A 25,623-nucleotide genomic window follows, 5' to 3' on the forward strand; every position below is an offset into this window, starting at 1 on the left:
ACCGACCGGACCCGGAGATCCACCCCCTTGTGCCGACTCTGCTTCCCGTCGACCCAAGGGTGCCCGATAAGTGACAATTGTCCTGAGAGGCGAACCCGTCATGAGCATCACGCAGCAGTTCCTGCTCGACAGCTACCGCGCCGCCCAGCACGACGAGCGCACCCCGCCCGCCCCCGGTCAGCAGGACTGGCAGGTCATCCGAGAGGTGCGCGACTACGGCCGCTTCCGCGCCGTCGTCGACGAACGCCCCGCCCACGGAAGGTTCCGCGCCGCCGTGGCCCGGCTCATCCGGGGAGCCGCCGTACGAACTCCGCGACCGCATCATTGACGTCGCCGGGTGTCCACTCCAGGCCCGCCTCGGTCACGGTGACCTCCGTGACCGAAAGGCCGGGCGGCCCGTCCGGGAACCAGCGTCCGAACAGCTGGGTCCTGGTCTCCTCGGCCTGCCCCAGCGCCGCCTCGGTCAGCACTTCGGCGTCGTACGGCAGCCAGACCTGGAACTGGTGGGTGTGCGGCCGCTCCGGGTGTACGCGTGACCAGGGCACTCCGGCGGCCGTGAACCCTTCGCGCAGGGCGTCGGCGACCACGCGCGCGTGGGCGACGAAGTCCGGCAGCCGCGGGAGCGTGTTCCGCAGGCCGAGCAAGGCGGCGACGGCGGCCGGGAACTGCTGGAAGACCTGGCCGCCGTACCGGTGGCGCCAGGTCCGCGCCTCGTCCACCAGGGTGTGCGGGCCCGCGAGCACCGCGCCGCTCAGGCCGTCGAGGGACTTGTAGAACGACACGTACACGGTGTCCGCGAGCCCGGCGATCTCCGCGAGGGAGCGGTCGAAGTGCGGTGTGCACTCCCACAGGCGCGCACCGTCGAAGTGCACGACCGCGTCACGTTCCCTGGCCGCCTCCACGACCTCGTGGAGCTCCTCCCAGGAGGGCAGCACGAAACCGGCGTCCCGGAGCGGCAGTTCGAGCATCAGCGTCCCGAAGGGCTCCTCGAAGTCCCGCACCTCGTCGGCCGTGGGCAGCCGCGGCTCCCGCGTCGGATGTACGGTGCGCAGTCCGCTCAGCGCGGACAGCGCACCCCCTTCGTGGACCTCGGGATGGGCCTTCGGATGCAGGGCGACGGTCGCGTTGCCGGTGCGGCCCGCCCAGCAGCGCAGGGCGACCTGCTGGGCCATCGTTCCGGTCGGGAAGAAGGCCGCCGCTTCCTTGCCGAGCAGCCGCGCGACCTCGCCCTCCAGGCGGGCGACGACCCCGTTGCCGTAGATGTCGGCGGGCTCGTCCGGGTCCACGACCTCCGAGGCCGCCTCCGCGAGTGCCGAGAGCCGTGCGGCGAGCGGGAGGTGCCCCGACCAGCGGTGCAGGATGCGGGTGGCGCCGAGTGCGGCTGCCCGGGGGCGGGCGGCGAACAGGTCCGGCTCGCTCACCTCGGATTCTCCGTCGTGTGAAGTCATCCCAGAAGTCATTCCAGCACTCGTCCCAGAAGTCATCCCCCGAGCATGGCGTGCCGTCGGCCGCCGGTCATACCAATACCCACAGCCTGTGGACAGCCGAGGACGCGGCGCGGACCAATCGCGTTAGCATGACGAGAAATCGTCCGGTACCCCGAGCGGACTGGAACGGGAAGGCGTCATCGCGTGAACGCACCTCATCAGCCAGACCCGCGGGACCGCCCCGCGAGGCTCACGGTGGGTGTCGTGGGAGCGGGCCGTGTCGGCCCCGCGCTCGCCGCGGCACTCCAGCTCGCCGGGCACCGCCCGGTCGCCGCGTCCGGGGTCTCCGACGCGTCCGTACGGCGCGCGGCGGCCTTGCTGCCCGACGTCCCCCTCGTCCCCCCGGCCGAGGTCCTCGAGCGCGCCGACCTGGTCCTCCTGACCGTTCCGGACGACGCCCTGCCCGGCCTGGTCGAGGGCCTCGTCGAGACCGGCGCCATCCGCCCCGGCCAGCTCCTGGTGCACACCTCCGGGCGGTACGGCACGCAGGTGCTCGAACCCGCCCTGCGGGCCGGAGCCCTGCCGCTGGCCCTGCACCCCGCCATGACGTTCACCGGTACCCCCGTGGACGTGCAGCGCCTCGCGGGCTGCTCCTTCGGCGTGACGGCCCCCGATGAGCTGCGTCTCGCTGCGGAGGCGCTGGTCATCGAGATGGGCGGCGAACCCGAGTGGATCGCCGAGGAGTCCCGCCCGCTCTACCACGCGGCGCTCGCCCTCGGCGCGAACCACCTGGTCACACTGGTCGCCGAGTCCATGGACCTGCTCAAGGAGGCGGGCGTCTCCGCCCCCGACCGGATGCTCGGCCCGCTGCTCGGCGCCGCCCTGGACAACGCCCTGCGGTCCGGCGACGCGGCCCTCACCGGCCCCGTCGCGCGCGGGGACGCGGGCACCGTCGCCGCGCACGTCACCGAGTTGCGCAAGCACGCCCCGCAGACCGTCGCCGGCTATCTGGCGATGGCCCGCGCGACCGCCGACCGCGCGCTCGCCCATGGACTGCTCAAGCCCGAGCTCGCCGAGGACCTCCTGGGAGTCCTGGCCAACGGCGGGAGCGGGTCCGGCGACGCGGAGGGAGGAGCCCGATGACCCGCCTCGTGCACACCGCCGAACCGCTGCGCACGCGCACGCGTGCCGGACGCCGGGTCGTCGTCATGACCATGGGCGCCCTGCACCAGGGCCACGCCACCCTCATCCGCACCGCACGCGACATGGCGGGAGCCGACGGCGAAGTCGTGGTCACGGTCTTCGTGAACCCCCTCCAGTTCGGCGCGGGCGAGGACCTCGACCGCTACCCCCGCACCCTGGACGCCGACGTCAAGATCGCCGAACAGGAAGGCGCGGACTTCGTGTTCGCCCCGTCCGTCGACGAGGTCTATCCGGGCGGCGAACCGCAGGTCCGGATCAGCGCGGGACCCATGGGCACCCTCCTCGAAGGGGCCACCCGCCCCGGCCACTTCGACGGCATGCTCACGGTCGTCGCCAAGCTCCTTCACCTCACCCGCCCCGACGTCGCGCTGTACGGCCAGAAGGACGCCCAGCAGCTCGCCCTCATCCGCCGCATGGTGCGTGACCTGAACTTCGGCGTCGACATAGTCGGCGTACCCACCGTGCGCGAGGACGACGGCCTGGCCCTCTCCAGCCGCAACCGCTACCTCTCCCCGGCCGAGCGGCGCACCGCACTCGCGCTCTCCCAGGCCCTCTTCGCGGGCCGCGACCGGCACGCCGCGCAGGAGGCCCTCCACGCGCGCGCGGCGCTCGCCCCCGTCACGCACGCGCGCGCCGACGCCCTGAACGCACTGGGGGAGTCCCGCGCCGCCGCCGACACCCACGCGGTCGCCCAGTCCGTCACGCCCGCCGTGCCCGGCGGCCCGGCGGCCGTCCGCGCCGCCGCCCGCCACGTCCTCGACCAGGCGGCCCGCAGCCGGCCCCCGCTCGAACTCGACTACTTGGCGCTGGTCGACCCGGCCGACTTCAGGGACGTACAGCCCGGCCATACCGGTGAGGCGATCCTGGCCGTCGCGGCCAAGGTCGGCGCGACCCGGCTGATCGACAACATCCCGCTCACGTTCGGAGCCACCCCATGAGTGCCACCGGAATACGGCTGCACGCCCCCGCGCCCGGCTGGTCCCTGGAAGCCGACATCGTCGTCGTCGGCTCCGGAGTGGCCGGACTGACCACGGCGCTGCGCTGCTCGGCGGCGGGTCTGAAGACCGTCGTGGTCACCAAGGCCCGCCTGGACGACGGCTCCACGCGCTGGGCCCAGGGCGGCATCGCCGCGGCGCTCGGCGAGGGCGACACCCCCGAGCAGCATCTGGACGACACCCTCGTGGCGGGCGCGGGCCTGTGCGACGAGGAGGCCGTGCGCACCCTGGTCACCGAGGGCCCCGACGCCGTACGCCGCCTCATCGAGACCGGCGCCCACTTCGACACCGGCCCCGAGGGCGCCATCGAGCTGACCCGCGAGGGCGGCCACCACCGCCGCCGCATCGCGCACGCGGGCGGCGACGCGACCGGCCTGGAAATCTCCCGCGCCCTGGTCGAAGCGGTCCGCGCGCAGTCCATACCGACCGTGGAGAACGCCCTCGTACTCGACCTGCTGACCGACGTGGACGGCCGCACCGCCGGTGTCTCCCTGCACGTCATGGGAGAGGGCCAGCACGACGGCGTGGGCGCGGTCCACGCCCCCGCGGTCGTCCTCGCCACCGGCGGCATGGGCCAGGTCTTCTCGGCGACCACGAACCCGTCCGTCTCGACGGGCGACGGCGTCGCGCTCGCCCTGCGCGCGGGCGCCGAGGTGAGCGACCTGGAGTTCGTGCAGTTCCACCCCACCGTGCTCTTCCTGGGCGCCGACGCGGAGGGCCAGCAGCCGCTGGTCTCCGAGGCGGTGCGCGGCGAGGGAGCCCACCTCGTGGACGCGCACGGCGTGCGCTTCATGGTCGGCCAGCACGAGCTCGCGGAGCTCGCCCCCCGGGACATCGTCGCCAAGGGCATCACGCGGCGCATGCAGGAACAGGGCGCCGAGCACATGTACTTGGACGGCCGGCACTTCGGCGCCGACATGTGGGAGAACCGCTTCCCGACGATCCTCGCCGCCTGCCGCGCCCACGGCATCGACCCCGTGACCGAGCCGATCCCCGTCGCCCCGGCCGCGCACTACGCCTCCGGCGGCGTCCGCACCGACGCGCACGGCCGCACCACGGTCCCCGGCCTGTACGCATGCGGCGAGGTCGCCTGCACCGGAGTGCACGGAGCGAACCGCCTCGCCTCCAACTCCCTCCTGGAAGGCCTGGTCTACGCCGAGCGCATCGCCGCGGACATCGCGGCACAGCACGCGGAGAAGGCCCTCCCCGCCCTCTACGCCGCCGTGCCCGTCCCGGTGCCCGCACCCGCACCGGCCTCCCACCCCGACACCCCCGCGCACCCCCTGCTGCCCCCCGAGGCCCGCTTCGCCATCCAGCGCGTGATGACCGAGGGCGCCGGAGTGCTCAGGTCCGCCGACTCCCTCTCCGAGGCCGCCGCCAGGCTCGCCCGCATCCACGCCGAGGCCGCGGGCGCGCTCGCCGAGGACGGCAAGACCGCCGAGCCCGGCGTCGACACGTGGGAGACCACCAACCTCCTGTGCGTCGCCCGCGTTCTGGTGGCGGCGGCCCAGCGCCGCGAGGAGACCCGCGGCTGCCACTGGCGCGAGGACCGCCCCGACCGCGATGACGAGACCTGGCGCCGCCACATCGTCGTACGCCTCAACGCGGACCGGACCCTGGCCGTGCAGACCACCGAGACCGCAGACTTCCCTCCGACGACCAGCCTTCAGGAGAAGTGACCGTGAGCACCCCCGACGACCTCCCTCTCGCCCCCACGGGCGGCGGCTGCGGCGACGCCTGCGGCTGCGGCACAGACGACGCGTACGACCCCCTGGAGTGCGGTCTCGACCCCGCTCTCGCGCAGCTCCTGACCGACGCGGGGCTCGACCCCGTGCAGGTCGAGGACATCGCGCACATGGCGATCGAGGAGGACCTGGACGGCGGCGTCGACGTCACCTCGGTCGCCACGATCCCCGAAGAGGCCGTCGCCACCGGTGACTTCACCGCGCGCGAGGCCGGCACCGTCGCGGGCCTGCGCATCGCCGAAGCCGTCATCTCCCTCGTCTGCACCGACACCTTCGAGGTCGAGCGGCACGTCGAGGACGGGGAGCAGGTGGCGGCGGGCGCCAAGCTGCTCAGCGTCACCACCCGCACCCGCGACCTGCTCACCGCCGAGCGCAGCGCGCTGAACCTCCTGTGCCGCCTCTCCGGCGTGGCGACGGCCACGCGCGCGTGGGCCGACGCACTGGAGGGCACCAAGGCCAAGGTCCGTGACACCCGCAAGACGACGGCCGGGCTCCGTGCCCTGGAGAAGTACGCGGTGCGGATGGGCGGCGGCGTGAACCACCGCATGTCGCTCTCCGACGCGGCCCTGGTGAAGGACAACCACGTGGTGGCGGCCGGAGGCGTGGAGCAGGCCTTCAAGGCCGTGCGCGAGGCCTTCCCGGACCTGGCGGTGGAGGTCGAGGTCGACACCCTCCACCAGCTGCGCGAGGTCGTGGACGCGGGCGCCGACCTGATCCTCCTGGACAACTTCACGCCGGACGAGACGGAGGAGGCCGTGGCCATCGTCGACGGCCGCGCGATCCTGGAGTCCTCGGGCCGCCTCACCCTGGAGAACGCCCGTGCGTACGCGCGCACAGGCGTCGACTTCCTCGCGGTGGGCGCCCTCACCCACTCCTCGCCGATCCTGGACATCGGCCTCGACCTGCGCGCGGCGGAGTGACGACGACATGCTGCTGACCATCGACGTCGGAAACACCCACACCGTCCTCGGCCTCTTCGACGGAGAGGAGATCGTCGAGCACTGGCGCATCTCCACCGAAGCCCGCCGCACCGCCGACGAACTCGCCGTGCTCCTCAACGGCTTGATGGGCATGCATCCGCTGCTCGGCGACGAACTGGGCGACGGCATCGACGGCATCGCCATCTGCTCGACGGTCCCCTCCGTCCTGCACGAACTGCGCGAAGTCACCCGTCGCTACTACGGAGACGTGCCCGCCGTCCTCGTGGAGCCCGGCATCAAGACCGGCGTCCCGATCCTCATGGACAACCCCAAGGAGGTCGGCGCCGACCGCATCATCAACGCGGTCGCGGCGGTCGAGCTCTACGGAGGCCCCGCCATCGTCGTCGACTTCGGTACGGCGACGACGTTCGACGCGGTCTCCGCGCGCGGGGAGTACACCGGAGGCGTCATCGCCCCCGGCATCGAGATCTCCGTCGAGGCGCTCGGCGTGCGGGGCGCCCAGCTCCGCAAGATCGAGCTGGCAAGGCCGCGCAGCGTCATCGGCAAGAACACCGTGGAGGCCATGCAGTCGGGCATCCTGTACGGCTTCGCGGGCCAAGTGGACGGCGTGGTGCAGCGCATGGCCCGCGAGCTCGCGGGCCAGGGCGGCGACCCCGACGACGTCACGGTCATCGCGACCGGCGGCCTCGCGCCCATGGTGCTCGGCGAGGCCACGGTCATCGACGAGCACGAGCCGTGGCTGACCCTCATCGGCCTGCGTCTCGTATACGAGCGGAACGTCTCCCGGAGCTGAGAGCCGAACGCTCCGGCCGAGACCCGCGGCCGGAGCACCGGCTCATAACCGGCGGCTCATAACCGGGGCTTGCGCACACAACCCTGCGCCCCATACAAGAGTCTGCGCAGGGACGGGACTTGAGAAGGTTCGAGCGGGCGTGGAGCAAATGGGGCGTAGGGGAAGACTGGTCGCGGCCGTGGCCGCCGGGGTGCTGGCCGGCCTCGCGGGACCTGCCGCGACGGCGCGTACGGACGCCGGGCCCGGCGGTGGCCACGCCGTGTACGCGGTGAGCGTCCCCGCCGCGACGCCCGCCCCGTCCACCACCTCGAGCACGACCCCCACGACGCCCACGTCGTCCCCCACCGCAAGCACGACCCCCGCCTCCAGCACCTCACCGGGCGGGGCGGAGCGCGACCCCCGGCGCGAGCCGGACGACACCATGGCGGACACCGGCGCGGGCGTGCTCCCCTGGATCGCCGCCGCCGCGGCAGGCGCCCTCGGAGTCGGCGCGGTCGTCTTCGCGATGATCCGCCGCCGCTCGGAGTGAGCGCGTAAAAAACCACGCCACACATGTGCGTTAAGCGGATTTTGTCCACTTTGCACTTATCGTCAGTCCATGCCCACGCCATACGGATCTCGCGGCGGCATGGCCTTCGGTGCGGAGGAACTGCGTGTGCTCCGCCGCGCTCTGGCCCTCGCCCTGCATCCCAGCCCCGTCTCCGACGCGGACGTCCAGGACTGCCTACGCCTCGCCGTCGCCGTCGACGACGCGGTGAACGAGGGCGCCAGGCTCCGCGCCTTCCTGCTGGCCGACCTCGCCCGCTACCGGGCGGCCCTGCCCGGCACCGCAACCGGCTACCTCGCGCTCCTCGAGGACGTCCTCGGCTCCGGCTACCAGCCGGGCGCCGACGATCTCGCCGCGCTGCGTGCCCTGCGCGGCAACCCGGTCGCCGCCGCCCTCCTCGCCCGCTGCCGGACCGTCGCCGAGCAGGCCGTACGCGCCCGCCTCTCGGGCCGGACGCAGGCGACCGTCCCGGCGCCCCGCCCCCTCGTCCCCGCATCGCGCACACGCCTGCTCGCCCTCCCCGGCGGCCGGAGCGACGCGGACGACCAGGCCGCGCCCAAGCCCAAGACGCCGAAGTCCCCTCCGGTGAAGCCCGCCGCTCCGGAGCCGCCCCGCCCCGTGCCGACCCCGGCCGAGGTCTTCCCTCCCAAGCGCCGCCCGGCGGACCCGCCGCACCAGCGCGCCGCGGGCTAGCTACTCTGGGGGCATGGAATACGTCTCCGCGCTCCTGCCCCCCGTAGTGATGGCCGTGTTCTTCGGCGGTCTCATCGTGACGATCGTGAAGACCCAGGGCGGTGCCAACAAGGCCAAGGAGGACGCGGCCGTCGACGCCGTGATCGCCCGCGCCGAAGGCGCCCGGCAGACCCCCAAGGCCTGACCCCAAGGCCTGACCCCAAGGCCTGACCCCGAGACCTGACCCCCCACCCAGGACCGACCGGGGGGTCGACCGGCGTACGACTCGCTCACATTCCGAGTCGTACGCCCTTTTTGTTGGGGAAATGGCGCCTCCGCCACGTCCGTCACGCCATTAGTGACATCTCCCACTATTGTTCTGGTGTGCCTCGCCCCTTGGGAGAACTCGAAGACTCAGTCATGACACGGGTGTGGAAGTGGAACCGCCCCGTGACCGTTCGAGAAGTCCTGGAAGACCTTCAGCAGGAACGGTCCATCGCGTACACCACCGTCATGACCGTTTTGGACAATCTTCATCAGAAGGGCTGGGTGCGCCGCGAAGCGGAAGGCCGCGCCTATCGATATGAGGCGGTCTCCACTCGGGCCGCCTACGCCGCCGCACTGATGAACGAAGCATGGTCGCAGAGCGACAACCCGGCCGCCGCTCTCGTCGCGTTCTTCGGGATGATGTCGGCGGAACAGCGCGAAGCCCTCAGTGACGCGATGCGGATCGTGGGCCCGGTGTCTCAAACCCCAGTCCCGGAGAACCCCGGCGATGCGGAGCCCGAAGCAGAGCGATAGCGTCCGCTCATGCCAGCGGAACCCCCTGAACTCAGCGCTAAAGCAGTCTCCGTACGCCGGGCGCGCACAGCCGATGTGCCGGTCGTACGCAACCTCCTCGACTCCTACGCCCGTCAGGGGATCCTGCTCGACAAAGCAACGGTCGCCCTTTACGAGTCCCTCCAGGAGTTCTGGGTCGCGGAACGCGACGACAACGCCGAGGTCGTCGGCTGCGGGGCCCTGCACGTGATGTGGGAAGACCTGGCGGAAGTCCGCACTCTCGCGGTGAACCCCGACGTCAAGGGCGGCGGAGTAGGTCATCAGGTGTTGGGCAAGTTGCTGCAGACCGCTCGCTGGCTCGGTGTCCGGCGGGTTTTCTGTCTCACCTTCGAAGTCGACTTCTTCGCGAAGCACGGCTTCGTGGAGATCGGTGAGACGCCTGTCGACGGAGATGTCTACAGCGAGCTGCTGCGTTCCAAAGACGAGGGTGTCGCGGAGTTCCTGGGCCTCGAACGAGTGAAACCGAACACCTTGGGCAACAGCCGGATGCTTCTGCATCTGTGATCGTCGCCGGTATTCCGGGTCGGCGGCTGCCCCGGTTCCCTATGTCCGAAACGCGCATGTTTCCTGGGTTCTCGGGGTGCCGAGTCTCTCCCGGGGGTTTGTGTTTTTCCAGCAAAAGCGGTTTGCTTTCCGACGTACTGCAGTACTGCATATAACAGGGGGCGCCGATTCCACGGCTCGTGCCGTGCGATCCAGCCCTAAGTTATCGATGAAAGGAAATCCGGTGGCACAGAAGGTTCAGGTCCTTCTTGTCGATGACCTCGACGGCGGCGAGGCAGACGAGACCGTGACGTTTGCGCTGGACGGCAAGTCGTACGAGATCGACCTCACCACGTCGAACGCGGACAAGCTCCGCGGTCTCCTTGAGCCGTACCTCAAGGGTGGTCGTCGTACCGGTGGCCGTGGTTCGGCCGGGCGCGCCAAAGCCCGTGCCTCCGCCACGAGCGGCGGTCAGGACACCGCGGCGATCCGCGCCTGGGCGAAGGACAACGGTTTCGAGGTCAACGACCGCGGCCGCGTCCCCGCCTCCATTCGCGAGGCCTACGAGAAGGCCAACGGCTGACGCCGGGTCCGTCGCAACCGGACCCGGTGGCACTGCGTTGCCGCCGTGTCCACAAGTCGTACGAGACCGGAGCCCACGGCGGGGTCGCTGTGGGGCACGGAGCCACCCCCCACGCACGACAGGGACGGCAGTGCCGGCAGCGTCGGCTCCACCTCGCACCCGGGCTCTGGGGGTCGCAGCCATACGGCGGCCCCCTGCGTGCCGGACCACCCCGGAGGCGTGGGCGCGTCGATCCGTCCGCCCGCACCGATGGCCGTGAGGTCCAGGGGGATGCCGCCCCACTCCAGCCACTCCAGGAGCCCCGGCAGTTCGTCGGCGCTCCCCGCGGCCACGAAGAGCCGCATCGAGTCTCCCCGCAGTGCCACCGGAGCCTTGGGCCCGAGATGACGCAGGGCGGCGAAACCGGCCTCGGCGGGCAGCTGCAGTACGTCGAAGCGGAGCCCCGTCAGGAGCCGCACCGGCAGGCCCGGACGGCGGTCATCCGTCGCCCAGCCGAGTTCGTTCTCGTACCACTGCCGCACCGGGTCGCTCTGCTCGACCGGATCGCGGGGCTTGGGAACGGTGAAGGCCATGCATGGAGCAACCGGCCGGAAGGGTCTCGGGTTACGCAGAGTGGCGCTGCGATTGCGCTCAGTGGCCGGAAAGAGGGCGCAAAAGCGTGTTCGGCGGCGCAAGGGTGTTCGCCCGTAGCGGAGGGAACCGGCGCGCGCCGCATGGAGTGTCAGTCGTTGCGGGTAAGACATCCCTAGTGGGGAGGGGCGACACACGCGTCAGGCCGTCTCACGTTCGCCATCGGCGTAGTGGTGGTGAGGGTAAGTGCTTGGCCTGCGGGAACATCGTCTCGCACCATCGGGTTGGAGCAGTTGTCGGCGTTCGGGGTCAGGAGGCACCTCTTGTTCTCGGCCGGGTGTCGGCAGTTGGAATGAGCGGTCCCCGCTTGCGGGACTAAGCTGCGGAAGGACAGGGAGGGGACAGCCCCCTTACTGCCTGACCGCTCTGAGGAGCGATTAACGATGTTCGAGAGGTTCACCGACCGCGCGCGGCGGGTTGTCGTCCTGGCTCAGGAAGAAGCCCGGATGCTCAACCACAACTACATCGGCACCGAGCACATCCTCCTGGGCTTGATCCACGAGGGCGAGGGTGTCGCCGCTAAGGCCCTGGAGAGCCTCGGGATTTCGCTCGAGGCGGTCCGCCAGCAGGTGGAGGAGATCATCGGTCAGGGCCAGCAGGCCCCGTCCGGGCACATCCCCTTCACCCCCCGTGCCAAGAAGGTCCTGGAGCTTTCGCTCCGCGAGGCCCTTCAGCTGGGCCACAACTACATCGGCACGGAGCACATCCTGCTCGGCCTGATCCGCGAGGGCGAGGGCGTCGCAGCCCAGGTCCTCGTGAAGCTGGGCGCCGATCTCAACCGGGTGCGGCAGCAGGTCATCCAGCTGCTTTCCGGATACCAAGGCAAGGAGACCGCCACCGCAGGCGGTCCTGCGGAGGGCACGCCTTCCACGTCCCTGGTGCTCGACCAGTTCGGCCGGAATCTCACCCAGGCCGCTCGTGAGTCCAAGCTCGACCCGGTCATCGGGCGCGAGAAGGAGATCGAGCGGGTCATGCAGGTGCTGTCCCGCCGTACGAAGAACAACCCCGTGCTCATCGGCGAGCCCGGCGTCGGCAAGACCGCCGTCGTCGAGGGCCTCGCGCAGGCCATCGTCAAGGGCGAGGTGCCCGAGACGCTGAAGGACAAGCACCTCTACACGCTTGACCTCGGCGCGCTGGTCGCCGGTTCGCGCTACCGCGGTGACTTCGAGGAGCGCCTGAAGAAGGTCCTCAAGGAGATCCGCACCCGCGGCGACATCATCCTGTTCATCGACGAGCTCCACACCCTGGTGGGTGCGGGCGCCGCCGAGGGCGCGATCGACGCCGCGAGCATCCTCAAGCCCATGCTGGCGCGAGGCGAGCTGCAGACCATCGGTGCCACGACGCTGGACGAGTACCGCAAGCACCTGGAGAAGGACGCGGCCCTCGAGCGCCGCTTCCAGCCCATCCAGGTCGCGGAGCCGTCCCTGCCGCACACCATCGAGATCCTCAAGGGTCTGCGCGACCGTTACGAGGCCCACCACAGGGTCTCCATCACGGACGAGGCGCTGGTGCAGGCCGCCACCCTGGCCGACCGGTACATCTCGGACCGCTTCCTGCCGGACAAGGCGATCGACCTCATCGACGAGGCCGGCTCGCGCATGCGCATCCGCCGGATGACCGCGCCGCCGGACCTCCGCGAGTTCGACGAGAAGATCGCGGGTGTCCGCCGCGACAAGGAGTCCGCGATCGACTCGCAGGACTTCGAGAAGGCCGCCTCTCTGCGTGACAAGGAGAAGCAGCTGCTCGCGGCGAAGGCCAAGCGCGAGAAGGAGTGGAAGGCCGGCGACATGGACGTCGTCGCCGAGGTCGACGGCGAGCTCATCGCCGAGGTCCTCGCCACGGCGACGGGCATTCCGGTCTTCAAGCTGACCGAGGAGGAGTCCTCGCGTCTGCTGCGCATGGAGGATGAGCTCCACAAGCGCGTCATCGGCCAGAAGGACGCCATCAAGGCGCTTTCGCAGGCGATTCGTCGTACGCGCGCCGGTCTGAAGGACCCGAAGCGTCCCGGTGGCTCGTTCATCTTCGCCGGCCCGTCCGGTGTCGGTAAGACGGAGCTTTCCAAGACGCTCGCCGAATTCCTCTTCGGCGACGAGGACGCGCTGATCTCCCTCGACATGTCGGAGTTCAGCGAGAAGCACACGGTCTCGCGTCTCTTCGGTTCGCCGCCCGGATATGTCGGTTACGAAGAGGGCGGTCAGCTGACGGAGAAGGTGCGTCGCAAGCCGTTCTCGGTGGTTCTCTTCGACGAGGTCGAGAAGGCCCACCCGGATATCTTCAACTCGCTTCTCCAGATCCTGGAGGACGGTCGCCTGACCGACTCCCAGGGCCGGGTCGTGGACTTCAAGAACACGGTCATCATCATGACGACCAACCTCGGCACGCGTGACATCTCCAAGGGCTTCAACCTCGGATTTGCCGCCGCGGGTGACGTCAAGACGAACTACGAGCGTATGAAGACCAAGGTCAACGACGAGCTGAAGCAGCACTTCCGCCCGGAGTTCCTGAACCGTGTCGACGACACGGTGGTCTTCCACCAGCTCACCGAGGAAGACATCATCCAGATCGTCGACCTCATGATCGCCAAGGTCGACGAGCGTCTGAAGGACCGCGACATGGGCATCGAGCTCAGCGGTGACGCGAAGAAGCTCCTGGCCAAGAAGGGTTACGACCCGGTCATGGGCGCCCGGCCGCTGCGCCGGACGATCCAGCGCGAGGTCGAGGACATCCTGTCGGAGAAGATCCTCTTCGGCGAGCTCCGCCCCGGCCACATCGTGGTCGTCGGCACGGAGGGTGAGGGCGAGGAAGCCAAGTTCACCTTCCGCGGCGAGGAGAAGGCGGCGCTTCCGGATGTCCCGCCGATCGAGCAGGCGGCTGGTGGCGCCGGGCCTAACCTGAGCAAGGAGGCGTAGGCCTCCGGCCCGCTGAGCAGTGCGGGGGCTGCCCCGGATCGTACTTACGGTCCGGGGCAGCCCCTTTTGCTTTGGTCTTCGGCTGCGGGTGCCTCGTGGCTGGGCGCGCAGTTCCCCGCGCCCCTACGGGGCGCTAAGACGTGATCGTGACGCCCTCCGGGACGTTTTGCATGCGGGGGAGGCGGGGGTTCACTCGTAGCACGGTCAGGTTCGGGAAGCGGGAGAGCCATGAGACGTCCGTGTCGGCCAGCTCGGCGGTGATCCACAGGTGGGTGAGCTGGTCGTGATCGAGGCCGTCGAGGAGCTCCTCGGTGCGGATGACGCCCACGACCTGGATCCACGGCCGCCCGCCCAGGTGCCTGAGCGCCGCCAGCTCGGCCGTGTCGGACACCGGGTAGTACAGGCCGACCGGGTCGAGGTGGGCGATGATCTCGCGCGCGTACCGCTCGGTGTCGAAGTGCCGCCAGGGGCGGGCCAGTTCCATCCGGATGGCCAGGGCCGAGCGGTGGCGCAGGCGGGCGAGGTAGTCGATGGCGGCGTCGTCCTGGACGCGGGTGGCCGTGATCGCCAGGAGGAGCGCCTGCTGGTCGCTCGGCACCTGCTCGGGGTCCGGCAGCTGCTCGAGGACGATGGGGCCGACCCAGCCGAGGCTGCGGGCGGCCAGCTCCGTCGTGGGGCGCACGAGGTTCTTCGTACGGTCGTGGACGAGCTGCTGCACCGCGGGGTCGAGCTCGGTGACGTGTTCCAGGCAGGCCGCGGCCATCAGACGCCGGTGGTTCACGTGCGGGCGGCGCAGGTTCGGGGCGGCTGCCAGGAGCCGTTCAAGGAAGTCGGCGCACTCCTCGGGGCGTGCGTGGGCGGCGGCCATGCGGATGACCTCCTCCCAGTCGGCGCGGTGCGCGTGCTCCACCAGGGTGCGGAACTCGCCGCGGGCCACTATTTCCTTGGCGGCCAGATAGTCCTGGAAGGTGCGGTGGATGAAGTCCACCGAGAGGCCCGCCTGTTCGCGCAACAGGCCCGTGCGGTGCAGCAGATGACGGAAGATCTTCTCGCCGTCGCCCTCGGCGCGCGCGGAGGGGATGGCGGGCAGCGCGCCGTCCAGGATGGCGACCACGCGCTCGCGCGGCAGCTCCGAGACGCCGTCACCGACCATCGCGTGGGCCAGTTTGCGCAGGAGCAGCTCCCGGGGCCCTTGCTGGAGCCGTACGTCATCGGCGTACAGCACGTCGCGCTCGGGGTCGCGGCGCTGGAGGAGCATCTCCAGGGCGGCGTCGTACAGCTCCTTGCGGCCTTTGGGCAGGGAGCCGGAGCGGTCGCGGTTGAGGGCGCAGATCAGGCCGCACATCAGGGGGTTGGTGGCGAGCTGGCGCAGCTCGCGGTAGATGCGCACGGAGTGCAGGAGGCGCTGCTCGTACTCCCGCAGCTTGTCGCGCTCCGCCTGTTCCTTGCACTGCTCGTCGCTCAGCGCGGCCGCGTGCCAGTCGTGGACGAAGCGGGTGACCTGGTCGCGTGACATCGGCGCGAGGGAGAGTTCCTTGAAGCCCTCCTCGGCTAGGCGCTCCTGGGCGAGCCAGCCGTCCTCGACGGCGGAGGGGCGTGATGTCACCAGGCAGCCGTTGCCGGAGAAGATGCGAAGGAGGCGGCGCAGCTGGTTGCGCAGTTCGCCGCGGGTCGCCTCCGGGGCCTCGTCGATGCCGTCCACCAGGAGCATGGCGCGGCCCGCGAGGAGGGTGCGTACGACCCAGCCTTCGGGTGCCTGGTCGGCCAGTGGGTGGCGGATGGCGTGCAGGAAGTCGTCCGGGGCCGGGAAACCCTCGCGGGCGAAGCGGCGTACGGGCAGGACGAAGGGCACGCGGGCGCCCTCGCGGGCCGCGGCCACGGCGAGCCACTGGACGAGGGTCGTCTTGCCCGAGCCCGCGTCGCCGCGAAGGAGCACCCGCTCGTGCCCCTCAAGGGCCCGGTCGGCGAGCAGCACGGTGCGCGGCTCGCCCGGTACGCCGCTGCCGCTGCTCTCCTCGGCCTCGAGGCTGAGGTAGGTGTCCTCCAGGGGCCAGCGGTCCGGCGCGTTGGCGAGGTCCACGCCGACGATGGTGAGCCAGCCGTGCTGACGTACGACCTCTTCGGCGTACGCGGCCTCGAAGTCTCGGTCCTCCTGGGAGCGTTCGGGCTGCCGGGCCGAGGCCTCCGCGTCGTTCAGGTCGATGAGCTGGCGTATACGGCTGGCACGCTCGGCCATGTGCCGCTGAATGTGCGGGGAGCGCCGGACGAAGTGGTACAGGACGTGCAGACACACGGCGACGAGCAGCTCGTCGTGGAACCACGCGGCGGCGGGTGAGAGCGCCCGGTCCGCGCCCTGCACGGCCCCTCGCAGCCGCCGTGCGTAGTCCTGCGGACCCAGGCGTACGGCGTCCACGTCCGTGAGGTCCAGTTCACCGATGGCGAGCAGTGTGCGGGTCAACACCGCGACGACGGCGTTGAGTTCGGTGACCGGGGCGGAGTGCGCCTCGGCGGCGAGGTGGACGAAGTCAGCGGCGGCGCGGTGCACGTCGTCCGGGGTCGCGGGGGCGTCCGCGCCGCGCCAGGTGGCGAGGGCCGCGATCAGGTCGGGCGCGGCGGGCGGCTGCGCGGGAGGCAGCCGGATGAGCCGTTGTACGAGGGGTGCGGCGAGCGTCGAGGGGATGCGGACAACGGGCTCCATGGACATAGAGGGTCCCTGCGGGTGGGATTTCGTGTGTCGTGAAGTGTCGGTCTGCCGGTTGTGCGTCGTAAAGGGCCAAGCGTAGGTCAACCCCGCCCCGCGGGTGTGGAGATGAGCCCCATCCAGGCCGTGAGGGCGCCGCTACGAGAGCTTGGCGCCGTAGACGTTCTCGACCGTCATGGTGATCAGCACCCGGTGGTCGGACACCATGACCTTGCGGTACTCGTCCCAGTTCGGGTGCTCGCCGGCCGCGGCGCGGTAGTAGTCCACCAGGGCCTGGACCTCGGGCCCTTGCGGGTCGTTCCCGGGCCCGATGAGGGTGGCCGTGCCCTCGGCGGTGGCCCAGGCGCGGCCGTCCGGGCTCGTCACCTCCAGCGCGGCGCGGGGGTCGCGCCGCAGGTTCGCGATCTTCGCCGTCCGCGCGGTCGTCGATACGCGGATGAGGCCCGCGGAGCGGTCGTACGAGGGCATGACGGGCGAGAGCTGGGGCCGCCCGTCGGCCTTGATCGTGGCCAGCACGCCGAGGTCGCTCCGGGCGAGCAGGGCGTGGGGGTCGAAGTGCGCGTCAGTCGTCATGTGGGGGCCAACCGGGGTTCTGGGGTGGGGTATTCCGCGCCCACGGTGCCGCAGCCGCTCGGAAAAGCGGTGGAGTGGCCGTGCTGCGTGCCACTACCGTGCCTGCGAACCGAGTCGTCTAGGCAAGGACGTGCCGTTGTACACCCTGTGAGTTTTCCCGAGCGCTGATTTCGTCGCGCGTCGCGCCTCGCCTGCGCGTCGTGCTGCTTCTTGCTGCGGACTTCTCACTGAAACCGGTGTACTTCTGTGCTCAATCGCTGGGTGGTCATGCCCACCTGCCTGCCTACCGTCCTCCGCCGTTGCCACGCCTGCGCGTCCGAGCGCTTCCGGCCGGACGGCAAGTTCCGCGTCAACGCCCACCACAAGCTCCTCGACGCCTGGCTCCTCGTGCTCTGCACCGCTTGCGGGGAAACGGCGAAGCTCACGGTTCTGGAGCGGGCGAACGTGCGCTCCGTACGTGTGGAACTACTCGACCGCATGCACGGCAACGACCCTGCTCTGGCTGCTGAGTTGCTCCAGGATCCGACCCTGCGGCGGCGTAATCGCATCGCCCTCGACTGGGACGGTGCCTGGCGTCTCGACACCGGCGGATCGGACCACCTGGGCCACGAGGTGATCGACGTATCGGTTCGCTTCGCGGCGCGGATACCCGTCCGGCCCGCGCGGCTGATCGCCGACGGCTGCGGGCTTTCGCGGGCCGAGGCCGAGAGGCTGATCGCGGAGGGAAAGCTGGTCTCCGCGGTCCGGCTGAGCGGCAAGCTCTCCGGTGACTTCACCTTCATGCTCAAGCGCTGAGCCCCGCGTATCGGGGAAACTCTCCAGGTCAGGGGCCTGCCCGGCGTCGTGCCGGGCAGGCCCCGGCGGCTGCTTCCGCGCGCGTTAGGCGGATGTTAGTCGGATGGGAGCTCGGCATTAGTGGCCTCGATCAGAGTCGGTGTTGTTCCGAAGAGGGAACACCCACCCACTCCTTACGGGGGACCCACCATGCGCACCAACACCAACACCAACGCCACCGCCACTCGTCGCCGCAACCTGCGCTTCGCCGCCGCCGCCCTGACCGTCGCCGCGAGCCTCTCGCTCACGGCCTGCAACGGCGATGACGTGACGGGCCAGGGCGACCCGTCGGCGGCGTCCAGCGCTTCCTCGTCGGGCGGCGGCTCCGGCTCGGACGGCGGCTCGGAGCAGGGCGGTGGCTCGGAGCAGGGCGGCGGTTCGGAGCAGGGCGGCGGCAAGGACTCGGCCGGGAAGAGCTCGGGCGGGCAGGGTGCTGCGGCCGGGAGCGGTGCGGGCAACGTCGAGCGGGCCGAGAAGTGCCGTACGGATGATCTCGACATCTCGGCGACGGACAGCACCATCGACGGCGACGACAAGGGTTCGGTCGCGGTGACGTTCAAGAACCCCGGTGACCGGGGCTGCCTGCTCTCCGGGTTCGCCGGCATCGACCTGAAGACCAACGCGGGGGACCTGTCCGCCACGCGCGAGGGGAAGCCGGCCGAGCAGATGGTGCTCACGGGCGGGGAGTCGGTGTCCTTCTACGTCAGCTACCCGATGAACGACACGGGCGGCTCCGGGGTCCGTATCACGGGCCTCGTGGTGACCCCTCCCGGTGAGACGAAGTCGTACTCCCTGGAGTGGCCGGGCGCCGCCACGCTGCCCGTGAGCGACGGCTCCGGCTCCTCGGTCAAGGTCGGCCCGATCGGCAGCGCGGGTCAGGGCGGCGCCCAGTAGGTCTCGAACAGTCGCGGGCAGCGCGAGTGCGCTCCGTTCAACCGGTGACTTCAATCGGTGACGTGGATGTACGTGTCCACCTCGATGTGGGCGGGCAGCTCGGCAGCCCCCCGTACCTGTTGCGGTGCTCGCACGTAGGTCAAGGCGGGCAGCAGCGTCGGGAGGCAGGAGATGTCCACCGGGTCCTCGTCGGGCAGCAGCGGCAGCCGTAGATGCGTGAGGCGTGGCAGCAGCCTTCCTATGTGCGTCTTCGCTACATCCCAGTCGTCCGCCCGGTTCAGGAGCAGGTCCGTCACGCCGGGCAGGACAAGACCGGGGGGCGCGGAGGCGAGCGCCTCGGAGGGAAGGGTCAGCTGGGTGAGGCGGGGCAGACGGGCCAAGGCCTGCCAGTGCTCGGCGGAGCTGGGACCCATGCCTCTGCCGAAGACCACCCACTGCAGTCCCGGCCAACTGTCGATGTGGTGCAGATCCTCCGGACGGTCCGCGCCGAGGAACCCGATGCTGCGCAGGGCAGCCCCTGCCGGGATCGACGTCAGACGGTGCGGCTCGGCGATCTCCCACAGGCGCAGGTCCTCCAGGCCGAGCAGCGCGTCGTGCGCCTCGCCGGTGAGGCGGGCGGGGGAGATCCCCAGAGAGAGATACGTGGGTGGAGCGGTGGCGAGCAGATGGGACGCGGCGGCCGGCGAAACGGTCTCGCGGATGTCCAGCTGCCGTGGGTGCAGCCGCAGACGTTCGAGCTCGGCGGCCTGTTCGTCGCTGCGGAGGGTGAAGTGGACCTGCCCGTCGTCCAGATGGGCGATGACCTGCTCCGCGTAGGCACGGCAGTCGTAGCGGCCCCACGCCCACATGAGCTGGCTGCGTACGCCGAGAGCGGTATGCCGGGCGAAGCGCGCCAGGAAGGGGATCGCGGCGTCCGATCGGACGTGCGTCGCGGCGGTCACCACGTGCTTGGCGTCCTTGTCGCTCAGGTCCTGCGGCCCGGGCAGCAGGTCGAGCACCATGGCTCCGACAGCGCCGAGCTCGCGGGCGTCCTGGCTGCTGTGGGGCGGGATCAGTGCCTTCATGCGCTGCCCGACCGCTACCCGCACCTCGGGCGCCAGTTCCGCCGCGTGCTCCAGGCATGCCGCCGCCAGGAGATGGATCCGCTTCCGGGCGCCCTGCTCCGGGTGTTCGTCGCCTGCGGAGAGCAACCCCCCGATGATTTCCACCCGTTCACGGGGACGAGCCTGTGCCACCGCCATGCGGACGACGTCTTCCCACTGGTCGTCCGCCGCGTGCTGGGCGAGCAGCCCGAAGTCGCCCTCGTCCACCACCGCCCGGGCCCCGAGGAAGTCCTGGAACGTGCGGTGGACGAACTCGACTGTGTCGGGGCCCGGTTCGCGGAGGAGTCCGCTGCGGAGCAAGAAGTGGCCGTACACCGCCTTCGCGTCACCGAGAGTGGCGACCTCCGGCACCGCGGGCAGTGCGGCGCCGATGATGGCCTCCGCCCGTGAACGGTCCATCTGCGTACGGCTGTTGCGGATCAGCCAGTAGGCGAGTCGCTGAAGCAGCTGGATCTGCGGCTCCTCCCGCAGTTCGGGTACGCCCATGTGGCGCTCGCGGTCCCGGCGGACCAGGAGCATGGAGAGCGCCGCGGCGTAGAGGTCCTTGCGCCCCAAGGGGAGGAACCCCCTGCGGTCCCTGTGCAGTGCGCAGATCAGGCCGCACATGAGCGGGTTGGTGGCCAGCCGGCCGAGATCCGGCTTCGCCCGCACCGCTTCCAGGAGCTGGTTCTCGTACGAGGCGAGGGCTCCGTCCTCCTCCGCCGCGCCCGTGCGCGCGGCCGCGTGCCAGCGCCCGATGAATGCCGCCGCTTCGCCGCGGCTCATCGGGGAGAGGGTCAGCTCCGTGAAGTCCGCTTCGGCGAGCCATTCCTCGCCCACCGCCGACGGACGCGAGGTCACGAGCCACCGGTTTCCGGGATACGCGTCGATCAGGTCCCCGAGCCACTCCCGCGTGCGCGTGCGCTCCGACTCCGGGATCTCGTCGATGCCGTCCAGCAGGATCAGCGCACGGCCCGCGGTCAGTACGCGCGACTCCCATCCCTCGGGCTGCGTCCCCGCCAGCGGGGAGCCGACCGCCGAGAGGAAATGCGCCGGGGCCGGGAGGCGCTCGCCGTGGCGGGTGAGGCTGCGAAGGGGGAGTACGAAGGGGATGCGGTCCTGGAGGTAGGTCATGCGGGCGTCGTCCACGGTGCGGCGTGCGGCACTCACCGCCAGCCACTGGACGAGGGTCGTCTTGCCCGAACCCGCTTCCCCTCGCAGGAGTACGCGGTCGTGGTCGGCCAGTGCCTGGTCGGCGGGGCAGGGTCTCGGGGCCGGCTCCTCGACCTGGTCCGCCCACCGCGCGTATGCGGGGTCCGTCTCGGTCAGGGCGCCGGCCACCTCATGCGGCGAGAGCTGGAACCTCCCGGGCCGCTCCGTCGCCTCAAGCGACATGTACGCCGCATCCAACGGCCACCGCCCCGGCGAGTTCGCCAGATCGATCCCGAAGATCGTCAGCTTCCCGTGCTTCTTCGCCACGTACGCCAGATACCGCCGCTCGAACGCCACGTCCTCCGCCCCGGGCAGGGGATTGCGGGCGATCAACTCGTCGAGCCTGGCGATCAGTTCGGACTGGCGGCGGCTCTGTTCCACCAGTGTCCGGGCCACGAAGGCCGAGCGCTGCGTGAAGAAGTTCAGGATGTGCAGGCACGTCGTGTCGAGCAGGCGCTCGTAGAAGTACGACGCGTCCGCCGACAGGTCACGGTCCGGGTTCCCGCTCGCCCGGCGCAGCCGCAGCGCGAGCGCGTCGTGGCCGAGCTCGACCGCCTGGACGTCCGTGAGCGTGAGGTCACCGAGGGCGTGCAGGGTGCGCGTCAGGGCGTCGACGACGGGCTGCTCCTCGTCGGCGGGGACCGCCCGCTCGCCGGAGGCCCGTACCGCCTGGTGCACCAGCTCCCCGGCCAGCTTCGCCAGGTCCTCGTCGGTCAGCCTCCGCTTCTCGCCCCGGAAGGAGACCAGCCCCGACAGCCGGACGGGGCGCTCCACCAGGCCCGCCCCGACCCCCTCCCGTACGAACAGTTTCTTGATCAGCGGGGCTATGACGCCGGAGGCGAGACGGGCGCCCAAGGCCGTGGGATCCATGCGCCGCAGCGTAGCCCCGGTCACATTTCGGAGGTTGTGGATCTCGGGGGCCGGTGACATGACGCACAGGCGATTTGTCCGGTACTAGATGGAATAGTGGTGGCGCCCGGAGGGGGTGTCGGGACCTTCGGCACGCAACCCGCGGGACGTTGGCCGCGTCGGGGGAGTCCATCCCCGGGACCCGTCGGTGCGGGCCCGAGATGCCCTGTCGAAGTGTGGTTAAACCTGTCTCGGGCCGTCGATTCCGGCAAGTGGTTGAAGGAGTAATTGTCGGGATTTGTCGGTGTCAAGGGGTCGAAAGGTGGGCGGTTCGCTACGGCTTTAGGTAGTAGATGGGGGGTTTGAGCACCGGGCGGGGTGCGGGTTACCAAGGTGAGGCCCCGGCGGAACGCAGCGAAGCGTGTGGCCGGGTCCCTATGTGTCTCACGTGCCTCGCAGCGACATGCGGCGGTGTCACGTACACGCTCCCCATCCCGGAGGTAATCCGCCTTGTCGAAGCGCGCCACGTCCCACCAGTCCGGCCTGTCCCTGCTCCGTGCGCGGACGGCCGTCATCACCGTCGCGGGCCTCGGGCTCGGAGCGTCGGCCGTTCTCGGTTCCGGCGTCGCCTCCGCCGCGGACGCCAAGAACAGCGCACTGCCCGGCGTCTCAGCCAACTCGATATCGGCCCAGGCCGACGCGCAGGCCAAGGCCGCGGCCAAGGCCAAGCAGGCCGCCACCAAGAAGGCCCAGCAGGCCAAGCAGGCCGCCGCCAAGAAGGCCGCGTCCTGGCAGGACCCGGTCGACAAGTACACGCTCTCCGCGTCCTTCGGGCTCGGCGGCAACATGTGGTCCAGCAAGCACTCCGGCCAGGACTTCGCCGTGTCGATCGGCACCTCGGTCGAGGCCGTGCACAACGGCACCGTCGTCAAGGCCGGCGGCAACGGCGCCGGTGACGGTCCCGCGTACGGCAACGCCATCGTGATCAAGCACGACAACGGCACGTTCTCGCAGTACGCGCACCTGTCGAAGATCGACGTCCGCGTCGGCCAGAGTGTCGGCACCGGCCAGCACATCGCCGCGTCCGGCAACACCGGCAACTCCAGCGGCCCGCACCTGCACTTCGAGATCCGTACGACCCCGAACTACGGCTCGGCGGTCGACCCGGTCGCGTTCCTGCGCTCCAACGGCGTCAGCGTCTGAGCAGTGCGTAACTAGGCGCCTTCGTGCGCCTGGGTCACCAGATCGATGGCGACCTCGAGGATGGCCTTGCGCTTCTCCTCGGGGTCGCCTTCGGCGTCCTTGAGCACGAACATCCCGCCGTGCATCGTGAACAGCGCGCTGAAGCAGCGCACCTGGGTCGTCATGGGCGCGTCCGGCTCCCTGAGGATGTCGAGCAGGCTCAGCATGCGGTCCTTGAAGGTCTCACCCGTCTTCAGGTCCCGCATCGTCGCCTGGTTCTCCTGCATGAAGCGGAAGAGCGGGGACGCGTCCGTGAGGATCTCGCTGTAGCGGGTCAGGATCGTCCGCTTGACGTCCAGCGTGCGCGGCTGCCCCTTGCCCCACTCCACCAGCTCGTCCATGGGCCGGGTCATGTCGTTGGAGATGCTGGTGAGGATGTCTTCCTTGGTCTTGAAGTGGTAGTAGAGCGCTGCCTTCGTGACGTCCAGGCGCTCCGCGATCTCGCGCAGTGACGTCTTCTCGTACCCCTGCTCGGCGAAGAGTTCGAGGGCCACGTCCTGGATGCGCTGGCGGGTGTCCCCGCGGCGCTGCTGCTTGCCCGTGACCATTGCTTTGCTCCTCGGCTCCCTCGACTCGAATCCTTGGACCCGATTTTACTTACTTGACGCCCGGCTAGTTAGGGGTCTAGTTTCCCTCAGTGTAGTCAGCTTGCCGGTCGGCAAGTAAGTAGGGCCACACAAGTAGGGCCAGTAAGTAGTGGCGGCAAGCAGTGGCACGTAGTCGGGGAATCTGGGGAGTGGGGAACATGGCGAACACCAAGGACAAGCCGGGGGAGAAGGCGAAGGAAGCGCCACAGCCGCGCAGCGTGCGCGTCGTGATGATGGCGCTGATGGTCACCATCCTGCTCGCGATGCTGGACAACATGATCGTCAGCCCCGCGATGCCGACGATCGTCGGTGACCTCGGCGGCATGGAGCACCTGTCGTGGGTCGTCACGGCGTACATGCTCGCGACCGCGGCCTCGACCCCCATCTGGGGCAAGCTCGGCGACATGTACGGGCGCAAGGGCGTCTTCCTCACCTCCATAGTGATCTTCCTGCTCGGTTCCGTGCTCAGCGGAATGGCGCAGGACATGGGCCAGCTGATCGGCTTCCGTGCCGTGCAGGGGCTCGGCGCGGGCGGTCTGATGGTCGGCGTCATGGCGATCATCGGTGAGCTCGTCACGCCGCGGGAGCGCGGCAAGTACATGGGCATGATGACCGGCGTCATGGCGGTCGCCATGATCGGCGGACCTCTCGTCGGCGGCACCATCACCGATCACCTCGGCTGGCGCTGGGCCTTCTACATCAACCTGCCCCTCGGCGCGATCGCGCTCGCCATGGTCACCGCCGTGCTGCACCTGCCGAAGAAGAAGGCGAAGGGGCGCATCGACTACCTCGGTGCGGCGCTCCTGACCGTGGGCATCAGCGCGCTCGTGCTCGTCACCACATGGGGCGGCACGGAGTACGCCTGGACCTCCACCGTGATCATGGAGCTCATCGCGATCGGCGTGGTCGCGCTCATCAGCTTCGTCATCGTCCAGAAGAAGGCCGCCGAGCCGATCCTGCCGCTGCACATCTTCCGCAGCCTCAACTTCACGCTCATGTCGGTGATCGGCTTCATCACCGGCTTCGTGATGTTCGGCGCGATACTGTTCCTGCCGCTGTACCAGCAGGCCGTGCAGGGGGCCTCGGCCACCAACTCCGGGCTGCTGCTGCTTCCGATGCTGCTCTCGATGATGGTCGTCTCGTTCTTCTCTGGGCGGTTCACCACCTCCACCGGCAAGTACAAGATCTTCCCGATCGCCGGCACCATCCTGATGGTCCTCGGCCTCTTCCTGCTGGCGCAGATGGACACCGACACCACGCGGTTCACGTCGGGCCTCTACATGGCGGTGCTCGGCGCGGGCATGGGCTGCCTGATGCAGATCACCATGCTGGTCGCCCAGAACAGCGTCGAGATGAAGGACATGGGCGTCGCGTCGTCCTCGGCCACGCTCTTCCGTACGCTCGGCTCCTCGTTCGGCGTCGCGATCATGGGCGCGCTGTTCAACAGCCGGGTCGAGGACACGATGGCCTCGCGGGCCGGGGAGCTCGGCGGCAAGGTCACCGAGCAGTCGGCGCAGCTGGACGCGGACAGCCTGCGGCAGTTGGCGGCTCCGGTGCGGGACGCCTATCAGCACGCGGTGTCGGCCGGTACGCACTCGGCGTTCCTGCTGGGCGCGGTCATCGGGGTCGTCGCGCTCGTCGCTGCGGTGTTCGTGAAGGAAGTCCCCCTGCGGGGGGCCGGCCCGAAGGACGCCGGGCCCAAGGACTCCGGGGATTCCGGGAGTGCCGAAGCCAAGAAGCCGGCCGAGGACGCGGCTGGGGACGCCGCGCACGGACCGCGGGACGCGGTTGCAGAGGCCGTCTGACCTGCGGTCCCACTCCCTCGGCTGAACGGGCCCCCGGCACCAGATGGTGCCGGGGGCCCGTCGCTTGCCGTGCCGC

23 protein-coding genes are annotated in these 25,623 nt (G+C 70.2%); 17 read left to right on the top strand and 6 right to left on the bottom strand.

The features are described 5' to 3' along the window. Nucleotides 1-100 precede the first annotated feature (100 nt). Nucleotides 101-328 (top strand): hypothetical protein, encoded by a 228-nt coding sequence (locus ACIBCK_RS36095; RefSeq protein ID WP_399397191.1) that lies wholly within the window; start codon nucleotides 101-103, stop codon nucleotides 326-328. Here the strand turns inward: ACIBCK_RS36095 and ACIBCK_RS36100 are convergent. Then, complete coding sequence (locus ACIBCK_RS36100; protein ID WP_399397193.1) at nucleotides 285-1,448, bottom strand: threonine aldolase family protein; 1,164 nt, start codon at nucleotides 1,446-1,448, stop codon at nucleotides 285-287. The two genes, ACIBCK_RS36095 and ACIBCK_RS36100, sit on opposite strands and share 44 nt — an antisense overlap. Nucleotides 1,449-1,631: 183 nt before the next feature. Here ACIBCK_RS36100 and ACIBCK_RS36105 point away from each other — a divergent pair, with 183 nt between their 5' ends. From ACIBCK_RS36105 to ACIBCK_RS36155, 11 genes are all read left to right on the top strand, one after another. Then, nucleotides 1,632-2,570, top strand: a complete 939-nt coding sequence (locus ACIBCK_RS36105) for a Rossmann-like and DUF2520 domain-containing protein (protein WP_399397195.1) — start codon at nucleotides 1,632-1,634, stop codon at nucleotides 2,568-2,570. Then, on the top strand, nucleotides 2,567-3,568 hold the full coding sequence (gene panC / locus ACIBCK_RS36110) for a pantoate--beta-alanine ligase (RefSeq protein WP_399397197.1): 1,002 nt from the start codon (nucleotides 2,567-2,569) through the stop codon (nucleotides 3,566-3,568). The genes ACIBCK_RS36105 and panC overlap by 4 nt, the downstream gene beginning before the upstream one ends. Beyond that, complete coding sequence (locus ACIBCK_RS36115) at nucleotides 3,565-5,304, top strand: L-aspartate oxidase (protein WP_399397199.1); 1,740 nt, start codon at nucleotides 3,565-3,567, stop codon at nucleotides 5,302-5,304. The genes panC and ACIBCK_RS36115 overlap by 4 nt, the downstream gene beginning before the upstream one ends. A gap of 2 nt (nucleotides 5,305-5,306) precedes the next feature. Next, nucleotides 5,307-6,290 carry a carboxylating nicotinate-nucleotide diphosphorylase gene (gene nadC, locus ACIBCK_RS36120; protein ID WP_399397201.1) on the top strand — a complete coding sequence of 328 codons (984 nt, stop codon included), beginning with the start codon at nucleotides 5,307-5,309 and terminating at the stop codon, nucleotides 6,288-6,290. A gap of 7 nt (nucleotides 6,291-6,297) precedes the next feature. Further along, nucleotides 6,298-7,104, top strand: a complete 807-nt coding sequence (locus ACIBCK_RS36125) for a type III pantothenate kinase (RefSeq protein ID WP_399397203.1) — start codon at nucleotides 6,298-6,300, stop codon at nucleotides 7,102-7,104. A gap of 139 nt (nucleotides 7,105-7,243) precedes the next feature. Further along, nucleotides 7,244-7,633, top strand: a complete 390-nt coding sequence (locus ACIBCK_RS36130; RefSeq protein WP_399397205.1) for a hypothetical protein — start codon at nucleotides 7,244-7,246, stop codon at nucleotides 7,631-7,633. Between the two features lie 99 nt (nucleotides 7,634-7,732). Beyond that, nucleotides 7,733-8,344 (top strand): hypothetical protein, encoded by a 612-nt coding sequence (locus ACIBCK_RS36135; protein WP_399397282.1) that lies wholly within the window; start codon nucleotides 7,733-7,735, stop codon nucleotides 8,342-8,344. 13 nt (nucleotides 8,345-8,357) lie between these two features. Then, nucleotides 8,358-8,528 (top strand): hypothetical protein, encoded by a 171-nt coding sequence (locus tag ACIBCK_RS36140; protein WP_399397207.1) that lies wholly within the window; start codon nucleotides 8,358-8,360, stop codon nucleotides 8,526-8,528. A 179-nt stretch (nucleotides 8,529-8,707) separates the two neighbouring features. Then, nucleotides 8,708-9,124, top strand: a complete 417-nt coding sequence (locus ACIBCK_RS36145) for a BlaI/MecI/CopY family transcriptional regulator (protein ID WP_399397209.1) — start codon at nucleotides 8,708-8,710, stop codon at nucleotides 9,122-9,124. 9 nt (nucleotides 9,125-9,133) lie between these two features. After that, entirely contained in the window at nucleotides 9,134-9,667 is a 534-nt protein-coding gene (locus tag ACIBCK_RS36150; protein WP_399397211.1) for an amino-acid N-acetyltransferase, read from the top strand. A 223-nt stretch (nucleotides 9,668-9,890) separates the two neighbouring features. After that, nucleotides 9,891-10,229 (top strand): Lsr2 family protein, encoded by a 339-nt coding sequence (locus ACIBCK_RS36155; protein WP_351171837.1) that lies wholly within the window; start codon nucleotides 9,891-9,893, stop codon nucleotides 10,227-10,229. Here the strand turns inward: ACIBCK_RS36155 and ACIBCK_RS36160 are convergent. After that, nucleotides 10,208-10,801 carry an SCO3374 family protein gene (locus ACIBCK_RS36160; RefSeq protein ID WP_399397214.1) on the bottom strand — a complete coding sequence of 198 codons (594 nt, stop codon included), beginning with the start codon at nucleotides 10,799-10,801 and terminating at the stop codon, nucleotides 10,208-10,210. The two genes, ACIBCK_RS36155 and ACIBCK_RS36160, sit on opposite strands and share 22 nt — an antisense overlap. Nucleotides 10,802-11,242: 441 nt before the next feature. On the opposite strand from ACIBCK_RS36160, the gene ACIBCK_RS36165 reads away from it, so the two are divergent. Continuing rightward, a complete protein-coding gene (locus ACIBCK_RS36165) occupies nucleotides 11,243-13,768 on the top strand; it encodes an ATP-dependent Clp protease ATP-binding subunit (RefSeq protein ID WP_383267724.1) in 2,526 nt (841 codons plus the stop codon). 133 nt (nucleotides 13,769-13,901) lie between these two features. Here the strand turns inward: ACIBCK_RS36165 and ACIBCK_RS36170 are convergent, their stop codons facing one another. Together ACIBCK_RS36170 and ACIBCK_RS36175 are read right to left on the bottom strand one after the other, a co-directional pair. Then, nucleotides 13,902-16,466 carry an NACHT domain-containing protein gene (locus ACIBCK_RS36170; RefSeq protein WP_399397216.1) on the bottom strand — a complete coding sequence of 855 codons (2,565 nt, stop codon included), beginning with the start codon at nucleotides 16,464-16,466 and terminating at the stop codon, nucleotides 13,902-13,904. Nucleotides 16,467-16,607: 141 nt separating this feature from the next. Then, nucleotides 16,608-17,042 carry a PPOX class F420-dependent oxidoreductase gene (locus ACIBCK_RS36175; protein WP_399397217.1) on the bottom strand — a complete coding sequence of 145 codons (435 nt, stop codon included), beginning with the start codon at nucleotides 17,040-17,042 and terminating at the stop codon, nucleotides 16,608-16,610. Nucleotides 17,043-17,288: 246 nt separating this feature from the next. Between ACIBCK_RS36175 and ACIBCK_RS36180 the strand changes: the two genes are divergently transcribed. Together ACIBCK_RS36180 and ACIBCK_RS36185 are read left to right on the top strand one after the other, a co-directional pair. Continuing rightward, nucleotides 17,289-17,837, top strand: a complete 549-nt coding sequence (locus ACIBCK_RS36180; protein ID WP_399397219.1) for a DUF1062 domain-containing protein — start codon at nucleotides 17,289-17,291, stop codon at nucleotides 17,835-17,837. Between the two features lie 189 nt (nucleotides 17,838-18,026). Then, nucleotides 18,027-18,770: a DUF4232 domain-containing protein gene (locus ACIBCK_RS36185; RefSeq protein ID WP_399397221.1), complete on the top strand. Its 744-nt coding sequence runs from the start codon at nucleotides 18,027-18,029 to the stop codon at nucleotides 18,768-18,770. A 50-nt stretch (nucleotides 18,771-18,820) separates the two neighbouring features. Here the strand turns inward: ACIBCK_RS36185 and ACIBCK_RS36190 are convergent, their stop codons facing one another. Continuing rightward, on the bottom strand, nucleotides 18,821-21,934 hold the full coding sequence (locus tag ACIBCK_RS36190) for an NACHT domain-containing protein (protein ID WP_399397223.1): 3,114 nt from the start codon (nucleotides 21,932-21,934) through the stop codon (nucleotides 18,821-18,823). A 489-nt stretch (nucleotides 21,935-22,423) separates the two neighbouring features. Between ACIBCK_RS36190 and ACIBCK_RS36195 the strand changes: the two genes are divergently transcribed. After that, nucleotides 22,424-23,116 carry a M23 family metallopeptidase gene (locus ACIBCK_RS36195; protein WP_399397225.1) on the top strand — a complete coding sequence of 231 codons (693 nt, stop codon included), beginning with the start codon at nucleotides 22,424-22,426 and terminating at the stop codon, nucleotides 23,114-23,116. An 11-nt stretch (nucleotides 23,117-23,127) separates the two neighbouring features. On the opposite strand, the gene ACIBCK_RS36200 is transcribed toward ACIBCK_RS36195, so the two are convergent. Then, the gene (locus ACIBCK_RS36200) at nucleotides 23,128-23,703 is read right to left on the bottom strand and encodes a TetR/AcrR family transcriptional regulator (protein WP_399397227.1); all 576 of its coding nucleotides are present in this window, start codon (nucleotides 23,701-23,703) and stop codon (nucleotides 23,128-23,130) included. Nucleotides 23,704-23,900: 197 nt separating this feature from the next. On the opposite strand from ACIBCK_RS36200, the gene ACIBCK_RS36205 reads away from it, so the two are divergent. Beyond that, entirely contained in the window at nucleotides 23,901-25,547 is a 1,647-nt protein-coding gene (locus tag ACIBCK_RS36205) for an MDR family MFS transporter (protein ID WP_399397229.1), read from the top strand. The last annotated feature ends 76 nt before the right edge of the window (nucleotides 25,548-25,623 follow it).

This window comes from Streptomyces sp. NPDC051218 (assembly GCF_044455475.1).
In the GTDB taxonomy this organism is placed as follows: Bacteria; Actinomycetota; Actinomycetes; order Streptomycetales; family Streptomycetaceae; genus Streptomyces.